The organism is Acinetobacter sp. YH12241, assembly GCF_013417535.1.
GTDB lineage: Bacteria > Pseudomonadota > Gammaproteobacteria > Pseudomonadales > Moraxellaceae > Acinetobacter.
The window spans coordinates 23069-38695 of sequence record NZ_VPDQ01000005.1 but is presented as its reverse complement, the minus strand read 5'-3'; the positions used below and the strand labels follow the sequence as shown (position 1 = coordinate 38695).

The window sequence follows — 15627 nt, the reverse complement described above, 5'->3', positions numbered from 1 at the left end:
ATCCCCGAAGTGATTAGGCGCGGTAACGGAAAAGTGGCTGACCAAACTGAATCACTTCACCATTTTTCACCAGAATTTCTTCAATCACGCCGCTTTGAGTTGCTTCAATCGGGTTCATGATTTTCATTGCTTCAATGATACCCAGTGTTTCGCCAGCAGAAACAGTTTGACCAATTTTTACAAAAGGTGCTTCGCCTGGACTTGGAGCTGCATAGAACACGCCAACCATTGGAGATTTTTCAACTGCACCACGAGGAGATTTAGCTGCAGGGACGTCAGCTGCAGGTGCAGGCATTGCAGGAACAGCTGCTGCAACTACTGGATTACGACGAGTCAGAGCGATCGACTGATCACCTTCCTTAACTTCAATCGCCTGTAAGTCAGATTCAATCATCAAATCGATGAGCTTCTTGATTTTACGGATATCCATGAGACAGTATTCCTAATTAAGATTGTTTAGAAGATTGTATTTTTTCAATGACATAGTCGAGTGCGGCAGCATAGCCTTTTGCACCTAGACCACAGATCACGCCAATAGCTTTATCGGATAGATATGAATGATGTCGGAATGCCTCACGTGCATGGACGTTAGACAGGTGGACTTCAATAAACGGGATTGCCACGCCAAGAAGTGCATCACGAACTGCAACTGAGGTATGTGTCAGGGCAGCAGGATTAATAATGATATATTGCACGCCGTCTTGTTGGGCTTGATGAATTCGGTCAACAATTGCGCCTTCCCAGTTGCTCTGGAAAGTGTCAAGTTGTAAAGTAGCTTTTTCAGCCTGAGCAGTGAGCTGCTGATTAATATCTTCTAGAGTTAAATAACCATAAACTTCGGGTTCGCGCTTTCCTAGCAAATTTAAATTCGGTCCATGAATAACCAAAATGGTCGAAGTCATCTATGGTGCTCCAGTTAAAAAGTTTCAGGATAGGTTTGCAAGATGTCTACAAACTTCGCCTATTATGGCATGAATTCCTACATTATTTTTATAATTTCTTTGAATTGACATAGAAAAGCATGTACCACGCAGTGGCCATATAATGAAAACTTTGCAAGCATTTAGCAATGTTCAAAACTACCAAATCTTCGTCTTTTACATCATTTTTATATTTTAGATGAATTGGCTGAATTGTTACATTTATGCTGTGTAAGTTAGACCTCAATGTTTATTCATAATTCTTTTAAATTGAGTGTTTATTCGGCAATGGCTGGTCAAAAATAAAAATTATTACTCGAAGTCTCTGCTCATATCAAAAATTGTGGTGATCGGTAAAAGACCGGATTTTCATTAGATTTTTGAATGAATCAGAATTTTATTCTATTCATTATTCTGTAAACTAAAATATCAAACTTGGAATAAAAATCAAAAAGTTATTTGATAAATGGTATGAAGTGAAGTTTAGTATTAAATGGGTTTTATGTCGCTAGTAAAGCAAGTCACACATTATTTTTCTGCAAAAAGAGATAGGCTCATTGCTACTGAACATTGGCTAAATGATACTGGCCGTAAAAGTAAAATTAAAAACTTATGATTCTTCATTAATCTTTTACTGGCCTCATCTAATATTGACGAATGTGCTCAATTTTCTAAAGCTTACCTTTATTTGTAATTCTTTATGTTCGCTCAATAACATTGGCAAAATGGCACTTCATGTATAAGCGTTGTTATTCATCTGAATGTTGCCTATGTTTTTAAATGATGAATTTTTAAGCTTAAGAACAAGATGGTATGCGGAATTACAATGATAAATGGGATAGTTAAGTTCAGTTAAAGTGCAATATGAATAGATATTCTGGATTAAAAGCTAATGGTATCTGATTGTATTTTGAACACATATTGATTATATAAGCTATTCAGAATCACAGAATAAAACCCAAGCAGACTTGATAAGCTATAATGAAGATCCCGTCAAAATACTATCGAAGCTGTTATGACACCTGCATGCAAATTATTAAAATCTCAAAAAATTGAATATAGCATTCACGAATATGAACATGATGCCAATGCCAAAAGCTTTGGTTTGGAAGCAGCAGAAAAGTTAGGGCTGGCAGTAGAAGAAGTATTTAAAACCTTATTGGTCACAGATGAAAAGCAATATTTTGTGGCAGTATTACCTGTTCATCATCAGCTTAATCTTAAAAAAGTAGCTGCTGCATTCGGTTGTAAGAAATTGCAGATGGCAGATCCTAAACAGGCAGAACGATTAACCGGATATCTTGTCGGTGGGATTAGTCCGGTTGGGCAGAAAAAACGCCTGAAAACTGTCATTGATGCATCTGCAGAACAGCTGAATAAAATCTATGTCAGTGGGGGTAAACGCGGTCTGGATATTGGTTTAAAACCTGCGGACCTAGCTAAGGTTCTAGATGCTCAATTCGTTGATGTATTGGATGTCTAAAGTTCAAAGCATTTTTCAATAAAACTATCTTACTGAGAAGCGTTCATATCAATGGACGCTTCAACTTTTCTGGATTCTTATCTTTCTATTCTGTCGGAAAATTCAGCATGGTTTTTTCTTCATTGTATAGTGGATGATTGAGATCCGCGGCCTGACTGTGGATTGAACAAAGATAAAAACAATAAAATAGAAAATATGGAGAATACCGCATGGAAATCCAGAAAAAACGATTATCACGGTTCTGTATGAGCTTGTCCGCGATGGCCATGCTCTCAGTCTTTTCAACTGCACAGGCAGATTCGTCTACCTTGCCTCAACCGCCCAATTCCCAGCAAGTTTTCTTTGTGGGTAATAACTGGGATGGAACAGTTACAGTGATTCGATCTTCAGGTGACTTTGGCAAGGTTGGTGTGATCAACATGATTCCTGATCGTAAGGAGCGTCTGAAAGAGATTCACCTCAATCCCATTAAACTGATTGCCTATACCTATATTCAAGCTACTGCGGGTGAAGGTAATGATCAGCTGGTCGACGATATGTATTCCACGCCAGATGGACAGTCAGTGGTCGCATCCCGTCCAAGTTTTGCCGATGTGGTCTCTATCAACATCAAGACAGGCAAAATTAACTGGCGTACTCCAGTTGAAGGCTTCCGCGCGGATCATATGGCAGTTTCACCAGATGGCCAGCGTGTCGCGGTTTCCGCATCTTCCGGAAATGTGGTGCATGTACTGGATATTCATACTGGTAAGGAACTTGGTCGATTTGCGACGGGTGATAAACCGCATGAAAATATCTACTTTGATAATGGCAGAAAAATTCTGAACTCGGCCATTGGTAATGTAGAAACCTCTCTTGATGCGCAGTGGCAGGATTTCACCAAGGGTAAACGCTATATCACCATTGCAGATGCCAATACCCATCAGGTGCTTAAGAAAATTGACTTTAGACCGGCATTGGATGCGTTTGGTCGAAAAGATTTATCTAATTCAGTGCGGCCGATGGTCTTTAGCAAGGATGAAAGTAAACTCTATGCTCAGGTATCATTTTTTAATGGTTTGATTGAGTATGACTTAAACCAGAATAAAGTAACCCGTATTGGGCAGTTGCCAGGTAGCGATAGCATTCCTAAAGACCGGACTAAATGGGTGAATGATTCCCGCCATCATGGCCTGTCGATCAGTGCAGATGGTGAGAAGCTCTGTGTTGCGGGCACGATGGATAATTACGCCACTATTGTTGATCGTCAGAGTCTGACTGCCGGAAAATTGATTCCTGCAGGTAAACCATACTGGGCTACCCGAAGTCCGGATGGCCGTAGCTGTATCATTTCAGAAAGTGAAACGGATGTGGTGACCGTAATTGATTTCGCGACAGGCAATAAAGTGACCAGTGTACCTGTAGGCAATCATCCACAGCGTGTCCGGATCGGTTATGCTCCAGCAGACTGGTCTACGCCGTAGCAAATAATGGCTTAAAAAGAGCAATGTGTTATGAACGTTGCTCTAAGCATTGTAGGTGGCATATATGAGGAACAAAACACTTACTTTATATCTGCTGGCGGGAATGTTATTAACCGGTATTCTGGTTGGGATTGCTTATCAGGTTCATAAGGATATCTATAAGGCAGAGTTCAATATACTGAAACCTGATGATCAGATGACTTTTCCAGCAAAGTCACTGATTACTTCCAGTTTAATTTCTAAACCACCTGTACCGGCAAGAACGGCTGGACACCCGGAAGTGGATTCTGAACAGCAGGTCTTATTACAACAGAGAGAGCAGCTTTATCTGGATTTTACCCAAATGATGAATGGTTTAAGTCAAGGCGAGAAGCCAGATGAACGCCAGCTGGATCGTTTGCTGGTACAGCAGCAGAATCTGGTGAATGCCCGGGTCGTTGCTCCGGAAGAGGCGAGAGCTCAAATAGAATTTTTGCAGAAAGTTCTGCCTGAAATCTCTCCACAGCTTGATCAAGCCTTAAATGCATTGGATCAGAAAAGTTTTTAATCTTCCGGTTTAAAGCTTTATTTAGTTGTGAATACAGATCATAGATAAGCTTAATAAGAAAAAGCCCGTAGAAACGGACTTCTTCTTCATTCATTTTTTAGATTAAAACTTATAAGCAGTTCGCGGGTTTCGGGATACCAGCCAGTCGGCTTAAATGACGTGCCACTAAACCCGTATTAAACTTTTCCTGCAATAAGGCATTGTTAATTTCCGGGCTGACTGTCTTCATCAAAAACTTAATTAGCGGGCGGGTTGCAGGAGAATGCCCAAACTGCTGATAAAATTGACGGACTGCCTGTAGCACTTCAAAATGCCAAGGAGTAAGTTGAAGTTCTAGTGTATCTGCCAGTACTTGGGCAACGTCTTCATTCCAGATGGTGTAATCGACTAAATGACCATCTTGGTCCAGTTCTAGATTCATATGTGACTCATGGATTATTTCATTGAGATGCAACGACTAAATTTCAGACATAGATCTGCAAATTCGGAGTAGTCGAGTAAAGCAACATTTTCCGATAAAGGTGAGATCAGAATTTCTGCATCATTTTTTAGGATATAAACTTGCGGTAGTTGCTGTACGAAGGCATGGTCCAGATACAGCACAGATTCTCCCATCAGGACCACCTGATTATCTAAAGCATGGAGCTGTGCTAATTGATCAAGGACTGACGCCGTCGCTGCATAATCTGACTGGATCAGGTAAAGGGTTTGATCTGACATTTATTTATCCTTTGTCCTTACCAATACAATACGTGATCAAATTTTTGAACGAATTCTGAATTGAGTTCAATCAACTCAATCTCCTGCTCGCTTTGCTTTACAAAAGGAGAGTCCTGATTTTTCTGTTCAACCAGAATAGGTGTCAGGTCATAAAATTCGAAACTATCCACCAGATTTGAAGCCAGTTTAAAGGCATGTTTCAGCTGGTCAAACTGAAGCTCAGAACGTAAAAGACTCAAGGCTGCGCCTTGGAGTAATACTTTAACTTCAGCGCCGAAGGTCGCCAGTACCATCGTGGCAGACAGGCTTTCATGCACCTGTAAGCTGTTTAGGTTGGCTTGGGTTAATATAACAAGTACAGATTTCACACAAGATTCCTTTTAAAAGCAACACATCCTGAAAAATGAAGCATCTAGAATTGAATTAGACGTTGTGAGGACTGAACAGCATCAGCAAGCTCGCCTAGACCGACCAATTCAAAACCATCAGCAAGATTATGTTGCTGAATATTGTGACGTTGAGCATTTTCCTGATCTGTAATCCCACGCGCTAAGGCTGCACTGACACAAACAGGTAAGCGGATATTCAGATCCTGCCAGGAACGTGTGAGATGACGCTGGTCGTCGGGCACCCATTGCAATGCATTTGCGACCGACACGCCATCTTGATAGAAAAATACACGGAAAGCTTCCTGTTTATGTTGTAAAGCTTGGGCGAGTCCAAGCGCATGCCAGGCATAAATAGAAGTCGGTGCGGAGGTAACAAGAATTAAGGTGCTCATCGAAATTCACTACAGGCTTGATCAACGCGGGATGATGATCTTGGCTACAAAGAAAGTAGGTAGTATACAATGATTTTAGATGATCTTTTCTGATAAAAAAACAAAAAATAAAATATAATAAGATTTAATTATAATAAAAACAATAATTTAAAATAGTCTATTAATCCTATCCCGTCACTAAACCATACCCAAAACTGCACAAAATCCCTTCTATATCCTTTCATTTTTTTACTTTACCGATAAAATGCAAAGTAATCTGCACCAAATCTGCACCAATAAAATGAAAATACCCAAACCCATCCAGCGAGGGTTCAGCTGGCGCATCATTGTCACTTTTGACAAGAAAAGATATTCAGCCACCCGAGACACAGCGAAGGAATGTGAACAGTGGGCCTATAATAAATTGCTTGAACTTCGGTCTGGTAAAAAGGCAATAGAACAAGGCGAAAAGCCGGATTATCCATTTAGGGAACTTTGTGCCAGATACTATCAAGAGCATGGCCGGCACATGCGATCTGCAAGAACGATCAATTTTAAAATTAAAAACCTTGACCGGATTGCACCAAATTTAGCTGATAAGTCTATTTATGATTTCAAGCCTGCTGACATTGCAGAATGGCGAAATAACCGCAAAAAAGAAGTGAAGATTGCAACACTCAGGAATGAACACGCCATTTATTCAGCCGTGTTTACCTATGCCATGAAAGAACTGTTTTTGATTGATTCTAACGTCTGGCATGCGGTCACCATGCCGAGCAAGGAAAAATCCAGAAGCCAGCGTATTACAGAAGAAGATCAAGAATTGTTGCTAAAGGCGTTAAGTTGGGATGGATCTACAACACCAGAAACGTCACGTCACTATGTAGCATGGGCATTTCGATTTGCTCTGGAAACTGCTATGCGTCAGGGTGAAATACTGGCAATGCGTAGGAAGGATATTAAAGAAGGCTTTGTGCATTTACCGATGACAAAAAATGGTGAGTCCAGAAACGTGCCTTTATCTGGTGAAGCCAAAAGACTGCTTTCTTTATTACCTAAAGGAACAGATAAACTTCTGCCCATTGATAAACAGATATGTTGTGCTACATGGATGAGAGCAAAGAAAAGAGCAGGGCTTACACATATCAACTTCCATGATTCACGACATGAAGCCATCACAAGAATGGTGAAGGTGAGAAAATTACCGGTTGAAGTGCTAGCCAAAATTACTGGCCACAAAACTATCTCAATGCTGGTGAATACTTATTACAATCCAGATGCTCAGGATTTGGTAGAAATGTTTAACGACAGTGAGAGCTAATTAGCTCTCGGTCTGCCTACTTTAACTTTGGTTGTCAGCAGGTCATGGGCCAACTTTGGATTGTATAGCGCCTTGCCTTGTGTGCCTTGATTAATCGAAACTAATTTTTCTCGAATCGTGGTCACTGACAGATTGTATTTTTGAGCCAGATAAGAAGCTGAAACCAGTTCAACTTCAACCTCTTTAAGCTCCTTCACCGTTGCACCACCGATAGTCTGACCCAGCATAATTTGAGGCGGTCTTTCGGCTTCAACGGTGATGGTGTATCGAGCCATTAAGTTACCTCTTTTAAACTTTGTTGTACTGATTCCGGTAAACCAAACACATCCTTAAAAGCCTGATCAAAACCACCGTCAGCAATAAATCTATCAATAACGTTTTCTTCCTGACCTTTGGATACAGCAATGTTTTCTTGAACTTCAGTCACTGTTTTTCTCCTGCAGTTTTAAATATTCAAATTTCGCATCAGCCCAGTTTTTAGCATCGTATGGGCTTAAACCTTTTTCTTCACACCATTTGGTGCACCAGAGAAACTGAGCATCGTCATAGGGAGTTGGCTTAACTACTTGATTAGTACTATCCATCACGCCACCTTCATAATCTGATTAGCCACAATCTTTGCTAAGTTTTCGCTGGTTTCATTCGAAACATTCGGGCAGTGCAGGTGCATTTCATATTCATCGAATAACATCTGGCATGCAGCATTACCTGTTAAATCATTCTTTAAAAACACATAGCTCAGGGTTTTACGTGTACCTTTTCCGGAAAATGTAGAGCTACCATCTGTCAGTTCTTTCTTCGTATAACCCAGCTTTTCTAGCCAAAGCTTGAAACCGACTTCATGTTTCTTTTTGATTTTGAAAATCATGCCGCTGCCTCCAATGCTTTACGCAGATAAGGATCAATATCAGTGGTCAGCATCCATTTCACATAGTCCTTTGGAACCTCTTTTAATGGAGTACCTTTATGTTTGCCATAAGGCATTACATTTGGAGTGCGTACCTGTTCAGATAGGACATGCAATGAATTCATGTCTTTGATACCCAGTTTTAAACAGATGTTTTTCAGGATGATGTATGTGAACCAGATGTCATACTTCGCACTGTGAGCATTACGCAGGTAATTGCGTGCTTTTTCCTTGTCTGAACTTACGTAGTAGAACAAAGCGCTCAGCGTATGAGTTTCTAGTTCAGGCCATGTGAAGCGAGCTAGAGCTAAAGTACAGATAGACTTTTCAGGAACATCCGTACCACATTTACGGATCGCTTCAATGTCGTAATTGATGTTATGGCCAATCAAGCAATCCACATCTTTAGGCAAGCGGAAAGTATCAAAGCTTGGCTTGCCTTCGATGTCAGCTTCCAGGATGTGGTGAGTTGCCATTGCACCGTATGCGATCTGCTCAGGACATGAGTAGAACTCATCAAATATCTGGCTTTGATCAAACCCCAAGTTACCTTGCTCAAAAGAGCAAGGTGCGTATGCGATTTCAATAGGGAAACCATTAATCGTATGAGTTTCCGTGTCCAAAATTATTGCTTTCATGCGTTAATAGTTTCCTTTGCCAATTTTTCAATTTCTTGTTGTACAGTCGCCAGTTTGCTGGCTTCGATTTGGTTAAGTGCATCAATACCGAGATGCTCACATACAGTTTTGGCATCAAGGCCGCGCTCATCGACGAAGTCCTGAAGCTCAGCCAGTTGTTGGTCATTGATGCCAAAGAACTCAGCAGGATCTACCCATGCATTACGCTGCATATCGAAGGTGCATTTCATTTCGTCAGCTCTGGTCTTAAGAGCAACACGCATATTTTTGTAATACGTATGATTCTTATCGATAGACTCAGTAAGTTGGTTTAGGTCGCTGGCATACTGAGCTTCAGCACAACTCTGGATCCAGTTATCTAAATCTTCCTGTGCCTTCATTGATGCAAGCTGTTCAGGTGTCATGGTGTTGATGTGGTCTTTGGCCTGCTTGATGAGATCAGCCAGGAAAGAGGGATTCGCTTTTAAGTCTGGAACCCACACTTCACCAGTTTCACCGCCTAAACCACCTGCATTTTTGGCATGGTGAGTAGGGCAAGGTCTAAAGCTGATCACACGTTCATGTTTGCCTTCACCTGTTTGCACAGTGGTGAGATAACCCATTACATCTGCAATGCGGTACAGCTCATTACGGTTCTTACCACCCAGATCTGGTCGGTAAATTACCTGGTCACCGTTCTGATCTTCTGATGCATGGGCAATGAAAACGACGTCTTTACCTGAAGCAATTAGCGTATTCACGTATTGCTTGAAGATGTTATTGGCCAAACCTTGGGCTTTAAGTTTTAAAGAGCCATCTTTCTGCTTATTTGTGCTGTTTAGCAATAGGTGAGTCTTAATGCTTTCAAGCATTGCACCGACGGTATCAATCACAATCGTTTTGAATGGTTCAAGGTCTTGCATAGTCAGGTTAGCCACATCAGCCCATTGATTGACCTGAACCACAGCACCGCGTCGCAGTTCACCAGTACGGTGAGAACCTTTATCGAAGTCGAATGAAATTGCTTTTTCACCAGTGAAGCCAATTGATGTTTTACCCAAGCCCGGATCTGCGTACAGATAAACGATAATGGCTTGTACCAATAGCGGTTGATCCGCTGGAATAATATTAATCGCCATCTCAACGCACTCCTAGCTGACGGTTTTTGCGTTTAAAGTTCTTATAGTCCTCAGACCCAAAGAAGCCGGTACTTTCTAAAACTTGATGTCGTTTATTTTTGCGCATGGCGACTCGCGCATTTTCCAAACCATCTAGAATCCACTGTGGAGCTGTAGACTTATCCATTTTCTTCAGAGAGCCGTCAGGTTGGATGGAGTAAATCAACGTATTGCAGAAATAGTCAGCAATAGTTCCTGAGCTTTTGACACGTAAAGCGAAGTAGCTCACCCGATTTTTACCAACCCTGTAAATCTCAAGTCCTTCAAACGTCTTGATGTATTCAGAGAAGTAACGATGAGTTGAGCCAAACTCTACTGACATTGGAATGACAGGTAGTTCATCTGCTTTGAATTGCAGGAAACCAGTGTAAAGATCAGCAAAATTAACTTGTGCTTGGTCATTAAGCGGGGACCAATCATCAGAGCCATATTCACACCAGTAAACCAGCTGGCCATTCAAAAGTGCTTCAAAGATTTGATCGGCAGATTTAAGAATCATGACTGCACCTCCACCAGACGGTGTTTTATGATATAGCCAGCGATCATTGCGTTGATTTCGCGGTGATCCTGATAATCAGTGAAGTCGTTGTATGGATTGCCATTTGCATCGAATACCTTGATTTCACCAAGTTCTACTACTTCTACATTGGTGAATTCAGAACCTGGTACACCGTAGTCGTCTGGATGGGCTTCAACTTCAAATGAAGTGATTTCCAAACGAAAGCCATCAAGGTTAAGGATCGCTTCACCGCGTACGCCATCAAGCATTTTTAAAGATACGATGCCGTATTCAGACTGAATGTTTTGAGCTGGTGCTGCTTGGCTAGTGCCAAAGTCAGCATGCCAACCAAACGCTAATGCGCTTACAGTTAAGGCAGTAGCAACAAGAGTTACCTTGAAGCTATTGTGTGGAGTCAATTTTGCATTCATAATTTCTTTACTCACTGAGAGAGAGTGGGTCACGCTCCAGGTAGTTGTCGTAGGCTACGCTGGGGCTTTTTGTTGTCTACGGAATTTAGTTTACCAAAGGAAACTTTATAGTCAAGAGAAAAGTTTATTAAAAGAAACTTTTTATTCTTTATGGAAACTTTTATGTTTTAATAGACAAAAGAAAACCCATCACAGGGATGGGTTGTTTGGAGTTTTTGAGATGATTGGTATTACAAAAAAAGGAAAGCTAATAACAATTAATGAGAACTCATCAATTACAGGACATCAATTTATAGGTGTCGTTATTACTGATCCACGTAAACTTGATGAGAGTTGTGCGAATATTGCTAATCATTTTTACAGCAAAGATCACCAACAACTTGATAAGTTGGTCCTAAAAGCTTTACATACAAATCAGAATCGCCACCATTTGTTGAATGAGCAATCTTAATTACTTCAAACATATTGCTTTCACCATCTATTTCTATGTCAATCCATTCGCCAATGCGGGGATGGGTTTTAAACTCCCTTGCATAGAGGGGCTTAGATTTGCTTCCTGAAATGTCAATAACAGATAACTCAAACATCTATTTCTCCACCCGATCCAAGAGCCGCTCGGGTTCGCGTTTTTTATTAATTAGTCTCAGGTGATTTGCCCAGGGCTTTATCCTGATACATTTTTTCATCTGCCTCTATGATAGCTGCTGATAGACCGTATGTGGGATTTCGCATTGCAAAACCAATTGCAGCACTAATGCCGGCTTTTGCAATAGCAGTTTGAATTCTGGTTGCAAGTTTATCCGCATTTTCTCGGTTGGTTTCAATACTGAGTACAGCAAACTCATCACCACCTAGACGAGCGACAATATCATTATTGCGTACAGTGTTTTTGAGGGTTAAAGCCATTTTTTGAATGAGTTCATCACCTGCAGCATGCCCCAAAGTATCATTGGTGATTTTGAGGTCATTAAGATCAATCATGAGAATAGCAACAGGGTGACCATATCGCTTGCAGCGCTTTTCTTCTAATACAATTAACTGGTCCCAAGCACGACGGTTAAAAAGGCCAGTCATGGGATCGGACAATGCCTCCATTTCAAACCGTTCAGCTTTACGTATGTACTCAGCGGCTTTTAATTCAGCTTGAATATTATAGCTAAGCACTTGTGCTAGCAGCTCAAATAATGGAGCTTCCTCGACCAGATTTTTAGATTGAGGTTCAGGATCGATTGCACAGAGAGTGCCAAAAAGGGACCCATCTTCTTTATACAGAGGTTGGCCGATATAGGCTTTAATTGGGACTAAGTGATTTATAGGTGCGTCTACGTAAACTTGAACATCGGGCGAGTAAGGGGCAATGCGGGGCGCATTATTTTGTACCATGTGTGAGCAGAACGAATCTGCCCATCGAAATACTTGTCCTGGCTTAACGTTATAGCCATTATCTTCACTTAGTAACACAATCCAGTCATCACCTTCAGTACGGGTAATCATCCATAGCTTAAATCCAAATCGTTGAGATAAGAATTTTAAAATGGCTTGGCCAGCTTCTTCGAAATTCTTAAAGTTAATATTATTCATTAAGTTAGCCCGTTATTTGTACTAAGAGAGATGTGGAAAAAAACAATTTTTAGACTACAGCGTCATATATTATAATTTTAAACTGATTAGCTCACTAATTATTCAAAAATTTAATTCACTTTACTTAAAATTTCTAGAAATTCCATCGGTTAATAAATAGGAATATTACTTCATATAATAAAAAGACAACCCACCAATGGGGTGGGTTGTCCTAGAGCAATAATCTTATTTTTTGTATTCAGTAATACTGATAGGTTTGTCTTTCATAAACTCTACAATACCTTCACCAGCTTTGAAGTGAATTGAAACACCATCATTATTGGCTAAACGCATACCACTTCCTGAAATAGCTCGCTTAAGGTGATAAACCTTGCCAGAATTATCTGTCATTTCTGCAGTTTCAAAATTATCCGAAGATTTCAATTCGACTGTAAGATCCATTGGACCAGTAAAATTAATTACCTGAGTTTCAGCTGGAGTATTGCTCACAACTTTTTCTTGCACCACTTCGTTTTTTGGATTTGAAGTACAGCCAGTAATTGCTAATCCTAACAATGCTGCGCCTAACAGATATTTCATTGAGACTTACCTTTCTATTTATGAATCATAGGTATCTTTATACTAATTGTTATAATGTAGCGTTTAAAGACAAGGTTACACTTACCTTACATAAAGAAAAAACCACCGCTGGGGTGGGTTAGTAGTGCTTTACTTTGTTATTACAGGCCTGGTCATGACAGGTCTTAAGTCCAATATAAAGATTTAATATTTCAGAAGTAAGAAAGCTTTAGCACTGAATAGCATCTTTCTCTTTGTAGTGATCCAAAACCAAATCCATATCAGCCAAAAGTGCAGCTTCAGAGTATTCACCGAGTGATAGCTTCAACAAGTTAGGCATATAGTTTTTTTCATACTCGCGCGGGTAGTCTCTACATAAAATTTTAATCCGCACGTCTTGTGTGGTGAACTCTGAGTCTAACTTTTCTATGTATTTACTAAGAATATTATCTGAGTTCTCAAGAGCTGTTGCAGTTGTGATTGGATCTATATCTTCATTAAGTTGCTTCTCACAACCAGTGAAAGCTAAAGACAAGAGCAGGGTGATAAACGTGATGTATTTCATGGTTATAGTTTTATTGTTATTGGACTTTGAATTATAAAGGGTGTTTTATAAAATAAAATCTATTTAAAGATAATTTTTTCTCGTAAATCAAGTGTGTGAAAAATTTAAGACGACTTAGTCTCTCATTTAAATAAGATGCCTATAGCAATCAAGATCAAGTTCCGCTTACAATTGCAAGGTAATTTTCTTACTTAAGGTAGGAGTAAGATGAGAATTGATTTAAGGTGTATTTGATGTCTTTAGAGCTAGCAAACGCAAAAATTATGTCTAATGCTTTTTCTAAATCTATTCTTAATGATTTGTTAAAAACAGGCAAATCGAAAAAATTTGATTTAATTATAAGTTCGATTTCTAATTTAGAAATTAAAGATAAAACTCATGGTGAATTATTCGATTTACTACATTTAAATATGATTAAAAATTACCGTAACGAATATATTTATAAAAATGCAATTGCAAATAAAATTGTTTTGGGTAGGCATAAATTTAAAAATATTTCGTTTTTTACTGAGTTATTTGTATGGGGGGTAATTGCCGATGTAGTGGTTGCAAATGGTACAACTACTGCATATGAGATCAAGACAGCCTATGATTCCTTCTCCCGCTTAAATAATCAAATTGGTATATATAAGCAAGCATTTGAATACGTTAATATTGTTATACCTGAATCCAAACTATCGAGTTTAATTAAGATTGCACCGGATAATGTAGGTATTATTATTTTGAGTGAAAATTTTACTTTTCAAGAATATAGAAAACCTATAAGTAATGAAGAAACATTATCTACAGAAATAATGCTTTCATTATTGCATGCTAGTGATAAGAAATATGTATTAAAAAAATACTTCAATAAAGAATTAGAGTATAAATCAATAAATGATTTCTATAATGAAGAAAAATATTTATTAGAATTAGATAGTGCAACCATGCATAAAGAACTACTTAGTAGTATGCATAAAAGACAATATGATCAGCAGCGTAAAGATTTGGTTTTAAAGTCCCCAGAATCTCTACGCTCAATTTTAATTTCAGCTAACTATTCCAGACCAAAAATGAGATCAATCTCTAATTTTCTCGAAAAAATATATAATTAATTCAATGTGATGTGAGATAGAATGTCGCTTTAATGTGCCCAAATTGGTAGCACCCTTCTTCATCAATTCTATGCAACTTGTGGAAAAATCTAAAATATTAGGATTATCTTCAATGAATTCTTTTAGTTCGTTAATAGATTCTAAAACCATAGCGGATGGTTTAGGGTCGAGTGGATAATGCTGTGATAAGAAATGTCTTACCCATATTTCATTCTCATTTTTGGGATAGGTGATATGTAAAGCAACCGTTAATGGGAGACGACCTCCTTCTTTGTATTCCTCCCCGATAATTAAATAATCTCCAAAACCATTATACCCCAACTCTTGATATGTGATATGTAGATCAGAGAAGAACTCATTTTGATTAATTCTATAATCTTCATTTCTTTGTTGCTTGTTAAATGGATCATCAATTCCAATAAGATTGTGTGTTCGAGAAAGCTTTTTATGATAATCCTTAGGAACTGATGATAGGTTAACTAAGTGACCATTAAAATTTTCTATGCTCTCAATCTTATGTAAATCTTCTATTTTTTGATATGGTGAGTGATGAAAAAGAATGAAATCTTTGTCACCAACAAGACTTAAAAAATATTTAATTTTAGCTAATGTTGATGTACTTCTTACTATAATTCCAAATTTTACATATTTTAAAGTTTTTGAAATATTTTCTATTAGGCTCTCTGTTGCATTATCATCCCCAACTAATTCTCCCTGTGTTGGGTTGATTATAACGATAGTTGGTACCTGCTTTGTATCTAGATCATTAAGACAACTCAGTAACGCTTTAATATCTGCTTTAACAGGTTCGATAACTGGTGTTATTTGTTGGCTTAAAGATATTTTATCAATTATATCTCTAAGTGCTAAAAACTCATTCTGCTTTCCACGTAAAATTGGATAGTACATTCTATTTTCCTCACCCGATCTATTTGAAAGAGCTGTGCCGGGCTCACAGCATTGAAATTTATTGTATGAAATTT

Annotated in this window: 24 protein-coding genes; 5 read left to right on the top strand and 19 right to left on the bottom strand. The window is 38.9% G+C overall.

Annotated elements, in window-relative coordinates; translation table 11 throughout:
- Nucleotides 1-13: 13 nt before the first annotated feature.
- The gene (gene accB, locus FTV18_RS04435; RefSeq protein WP_004785952.1) at nt 14-430 is read right to left on the bottom strand and encodes an acetyl-CoA carboxylase biotin carboxyl carrier protein; all 417 of its coding nucleotides are present in this window, start codon (nt 428-430) and stop codon (nt 14-16) included.
- A 16-nt stretch (nt 431-446) separates the two neighbouring features.
- Entirely contained in the window at nt 447-902 is a 456-nt protein-coding gene (gene aroQ / locus FTV18_RS04430) for a type II 3-dehydroquinate dehydratase (RefSeq protein WP_004785950.1), read from the bottom strand.
- Between the two features lie 1033 nt (nt 903-1935).
- Here aroQ and ybaK point away from each other — a divergent pair.
- The 3 genes from ybaK (at nt 1936) to FTV18_RS04415 (ending at nt 4413) form a co-directional block, all read left to right on the top strand.
- Complete coding sequence (ybaK, locus tag FTV18_RS04425; RefSeq protein WP_180017987.1) at nt 1936-2403, top strand: Cys-tRNA(Pro) deacylase; 468 nt, start codon at nt 1936-1938, stop codon at nt 2401-2403.
- A gap of 209 nt (nt 2404-2612) precedes the next feature.
- Entirely contained in the window at nt 2613-3866 is a 1254-nt protein-coding gene (locus FTV18_RS04420) for a YncE family protein (protein WP_034705621.1), read from the top strand.
- Nucleotides 3867-3930: 64 nt separating this feature from the next.
- Complete coding sequence (locus tag FTV18_RS04415; RefSeq protein ID WP_180017989.1) at nt 3931-4413, top strand: hypothetical protein; 483 nt, start codon at nt 3931-3933, stop codon at nt 4411-4413.
- Nucleotides 4414-4522: 109 nt separating this feature from the next.
- Here the strand turns inward: FTV18_RS04415 and FTV18_RS04410 are convergent, their stop codons facing one another.
- From FTV18_RS04410 to tusD, 4 genes are read right to left on the bottom strand one after another with little or no spacing between them, the layout of a single operon-like run.
- Nucleotides 4523-4834: a TusE/DsrC/DsvC family sulfur relay protein gene (locus FTV18_RS04410; RefSeq protein ID WP_005235445.1), complete on the bottom strand. Its 312-nt coding sequence runs from the start codon at nt 4832-4834 to the stop codon at nt 4523-4525.
- A 14-nt stretch (nt 4835-4848) separates the two neighbouring features.
- Entirely contained in the window at nt 4849-5133 is a 285-nt protein-coding gene (locus FTV18_RS04405) for a hypothetical protein (protein WP_180017991.1), read from the bottom strand.
- Between the two features lie 17 nt (nt 5134-5150).
- Complete coding sequence (locus tag FTV18_RS04400) at nt 5151-5501, bottom strand: hypothetical protein (RefSeq protein WP_005235449.1); 351 nt, start codon at nt 5499-5501, stop codon at nt 5151-5153.
- Between the two features lie 44 nt (nt 5502-5545).
- Nucleotides 5546-5914 carry a sulfurtransferase complex subunit TusD gene (tusD, locus tag FTV18_RS04395; protein ID WP_004785936.1) on the bottom strand — a complete coding sequence of 123 codons (369 nt, stop codon included), beginning with the start codon at nt 5912-5914 and terminating at the stop codon, nt 5546-5548.
- A 280-nt stretch (nt 5915-6194) separates the two neighbouring features.
- Here tusD and FTV18_RS04390 point away from each other — a divergent pair, with 280 nt between their 5' ends.
- Nucleotides 6195-7214 carry a site-specific integrase gene (locus FTV18_RS04390; protein ID WP_180017993.1) on the top strand — a complete coding sequence of 340 codons (1020 nt, stop codon included), beginning with the start codon at nt 6195-6197 and terminating at the stop codon, nt 7212-7214.
- Here the strand turns inward: FTV18_RS04390 and FTV18_RS04385 are convergent.
- The 12 genes from FTV18_RS04385 to FTV18_RS04330 all read right to left on the bottom strand — a co-directional run bounded on the left by FTV18_RS04385 (nt 7211) and on the right by FTV18_RS04330 (nt 13550).
- Nucleotides 7211-7489 carry a hypothetical protein gene (locus FTV18_RS04385; protein ID WP_034171181.1) on the bottom strand — a complete coding sequence of 93 codons (279 nt, stop codon included), beginning with the start codon at nt 7487-7489 and terminating at the stop codon, nt 7211-7213. The two genes, FTV18_RS04390 and FTV18_RS04385, sit on opposite strands and share 4 nt — an antisense overlap.
- Complete coding sequence (locus FTV18_RS04380) at nt 7489-7641, bottom strand: hypothetical protein (RefSeq protein WP_179992479.1); 153 nt, start codon at nt 7639-7641, stop codon at nt 7489-7491. Before FTV18_RS04380 ends, FTV18_RS04385 begins: the two co-directional genes overlap by 1 nt.
- Nucleotides 7634-7798, bottom strand: a complete 165-nt coding sequence (locus FTV18_RS04375; protein WP_180003601.1) for a hypothetical protein — start codon at nt 7796-7798, stop codon at nt 7634-7636. The genes FTV18_RS04380 and FTV18_RS04375 overlap by 8 nt, the downstream gene beginning before the upstream one ends.
- Nucleotides 7798-8082 (bottom strand): hypothetical protein, encoded by a 285-nt coding sequence (locus FTV18_RS04370; protein ID WP_257218572.1) that lies wholly within the window; start codon nt 8080-8082, stop codon nt 7798-7800. The genes FTV18_RS04375 and FTV18_RS04370 overlap by 1 nt, the downstream gene beginning before the upstream one ends.
- Nucleotides 8079-8759 (bottom strand): putative quorum-sensing-regulated virulence factor, encoded by a 681-nt coding sequence (locus FTV18_RS04365; RefSeq protein WP_180017995.1) that lies wholly within the window; start codon nt 8757-8759, stop codon nt 8079-8081. The genes FTV18_RS04370 and FTV18_RS04365 overlap by 4 nt, the downstream gene beginning before the upstream one ends.
- On the bottom strand, nt 8756-9877 hold the full coding sequence (locus tag FTV18_RS04360; protein ID WP_180017997.1) for an ATP-binding protein: 1122 nt from the start codon (nt 9875-9877) through the stop codon (nt 8756-8758). The genes FTV18_RS04365 and FTV18_RS04360 overlap by 4 nt, the downstream gene beginning before the upstream one ends.
- 1 nt (nt 9878) lies before the next feature.
- Nucleotides 9879-10415: a hypothetical protein gene (locus tag FTV18_RS04355; protein ID WP_180018000.1), complete on the bottom strand. Its 537-nt coding sequence runs from the start codon at nt 10413-10415 to the stop codon at nt 9879-9881.
- Nucleotides 10412-10879 carry a hypothetical protein gene (locus FTV18_RS04350; RefSeq protein ID WP_257229520.1) on the bottom strand — a complete coding sequence of 156 codons (468 nt, stop codon included), beginning with the start codon at nt 10877-10879 and terminating at the stop codon, nt 10412-10414. Before FTV18_RS04350 ends, FTV18_RS04355 begins: the two co-directional genes overlap by 4 nt.
- A 314-nt stretch (nt 10880-11193) precedes the next feature.
- The gene (locus tag FTV18_RS04345) at nt 11194-11433 is read right to left on the bottom strand and encodes a hypothetical protein (protein WP_180018002.1); all 240 of its coding nucleotides are present in this window, start codon (nt 11431-11433) and stop codon (nt 11194-11196) included.
- Nucleotides 11434-11479: 46 nt separating this feature from the next.
- Entirely contained in the window at nt 11480-12427 is a 948-nt protein-coding gene (locus tag FTV18_RS04340) for a sensor domain-containing diguanylate cyclase (RefSeq protein ID WP_180018003.1), read from the bottom strand.
- Nucleotides 12428-12652: 225 nt separating this feature from the next.
- Nucleotides 12653-13006: a hypothetical protein gene (locus FTV18_RS04335; RefSeq protein WP_005262268.1), complete on the bottom strand. Its 354-nt coding sequence runs from the start codon at nt 13004-13006 to the stop codon at nt 12653-12655.
- Nucleotides 13007-13214: 208 nt separating this feature from the next.
- Nucleotides 13215-13550: a hypothetical protein gene (locus FTV18_RS04330; protein WP_180018005.1), complete on the bottom strand. Its 336-nt coding sequence runs from the start codon at nt 13548-13550 to the stop codon at nt 13215-13217.
- 233 nt (nt 13551-13783) lie between these two features.
- Here FTV18_RS04330 and FTV18_RS04325 point away from each other — a divergent pair, with 233 nt between their 5' ends.
- Complete coding sequence (locus FTV18_RS04325) at nt 13784-14644, top strand: sce7726 family protein (protein WP_180018007.1); 861 nt, start codon at nt 13784-13786, stop codon at nt 14642-14644.
- On the opposite strand, the gene FTV18_RS04320 is transcribed toward FTV18_RS04325, so the two are convergent.
- On the bottom strand, nt 14609-15553 hold the full coding sequence (locus FTV18_RS04320; RefSeq protein WP_180018009.1) for a sce7725 family protein: 945 nt from the start codon (nt 15551-15553) through the stop codon (nt 14609-14611). The genes FTV18_RS04325 and FTV18_RS04320 overlap by 36 nt on opposite strands.
- Nucleotides 15554-15627 lie beyond the last annotated feature (74 nt).

Coding starts and splice junctions, on each gene's coding strand:
- accB (WP_004785952.1), bottom strand. CDS start 430: ATGGATATCCGTAAAATCAAGAAGCTCATCGATTTGATGATTGAATCT.
- aroQ (WP_004785950.1), bottom strand. CDS start 902: ATGACTTCGACCATTTTGGTTATTCATGGACCGAATTTAAATTTGCTA.
- ybaK (WP_180017987.1), top strand. CDS start 1,936: ATGACACCTGCATGCAAATTATTAAAATCTCAAAAAATTGAATATAGC.
- FTV18_RS04420 (WP_034705621.1), top strand. CDS start 2,613: ATGGAAATCCAGAAAAAACGATTATCACGGTTCTGTATGAGCTTGTCC.
- FTV18_RS04415 (WP_180017989.1), top strand. CDS start 3,931: ATGAGGAACAAAACACTTACTTTATATCTGCTGGCGGGAATGTTATTA.
- FTV18_RS04410 (WP_005235445.1), bottom strand. CDS start 4,834: ATGAATCTAGAACTGGACCAAGATGGTCATTTAGTCGATTACACCATC.
- FTV18_RS04405 (WP_180017991.1), bottom strand. CDS start 5,133: ATGTCAGATCAAACCCTTTACCTGATCCAGTCAGATTATGCAGCGACG.
- tusD (WP_004785936.1), bottom strand. CDS start 5,914: ATGAGCACCTTAATTCTTGTTACCTCCGCACCGACTTCTATTTATGCC.
- FTV18_RS04390 (WP_180017993.1), top strand. CDS start 6,195: ATGAAAATACCCAAACCCATCCAGCGAGGGTTCAGCTGGCGCATCATT.
- FTV18_RS04385 (WP_034171181.1), bottom strand. CDS start 7,489: ATGGCTCGATACACCATCACCGTTGAAGCCGAAAGACCGCCTCAAATT.
- FTV18_RS04375 (WP_180003601.1), bottom strand. CDS start 7,798: ATGGATAGTACTAATCAAGTAGTTAAGCCAACTCCCTATGACGATGCT.
- FTV18_RS04370 (WP_257218572.1), bottom strand. CDS start 8,082: ATGATTTTCAAAATCAAAAAGAAACATGAAGTCGGTTTCAAGCTTTGG.
- FTV18_RS04365 (WP_180017995.1), bottom strand. CDS start 8,759: ATGAAAGCAATAATTTTGGACACGGAAACTCATACGATTAATGGTTTC.
- FTV18_RS04360 (WP_180017997.1), bottom strand. CDS start 9,877: ATGGCGATTAATATTATTCCAGCGGATCAACCGCTATTGGTACAAGCC.
- FTV18_RS04355 (WP_180018000.1), bottom strand. CDS start 10,415: ATGATTCTTAAATCTGCCGATCAAATCTTTGAAGCACTTTTGAATGGC.
- FTV18_RS04345 (WP_180018002.1), bottom strand. CDS start 11,433: ATGTTTGAGTTATCTGTTATTGACATTTCAGGAAGCAAATCTAAGCCC.
- FTV18_RS04340 (WP_180018003.1), bottom strand. CDS start 12,427: ATGAATAATATTAACTTTAAGAATTTCGAAGAAGCTGGCCAAGCCATT.
- FTV18_RS04335 (WP_005262268.1), bottom strand. CDS start 13,006: ATGAAATATCTGTTAGGCGCAGCATTGTTAGGATTAGCAATTACTGGC.
- FTV18_RS04330 (WP_180018005.1), bottom strand. CDS start 13,550: ATGAAATACATCACGTTTATCACCCTGCTCTTGTCTTTAGCTTTCACT.
- FTV18_RS04325 (WP_180018007.1), top strand. CDS start 13,784: ATGTCTTTAGAGCTAGCAAACGCAAAAATTATGTCTAATGCTTTTTCT.
- FTV18_RS04320 (WP_180018009.1), bottom strand. CDS start 15,553: ATGTACTATCCAATTTTACGTGGAAAGCAGAATGAGTTTTTAGCACTT.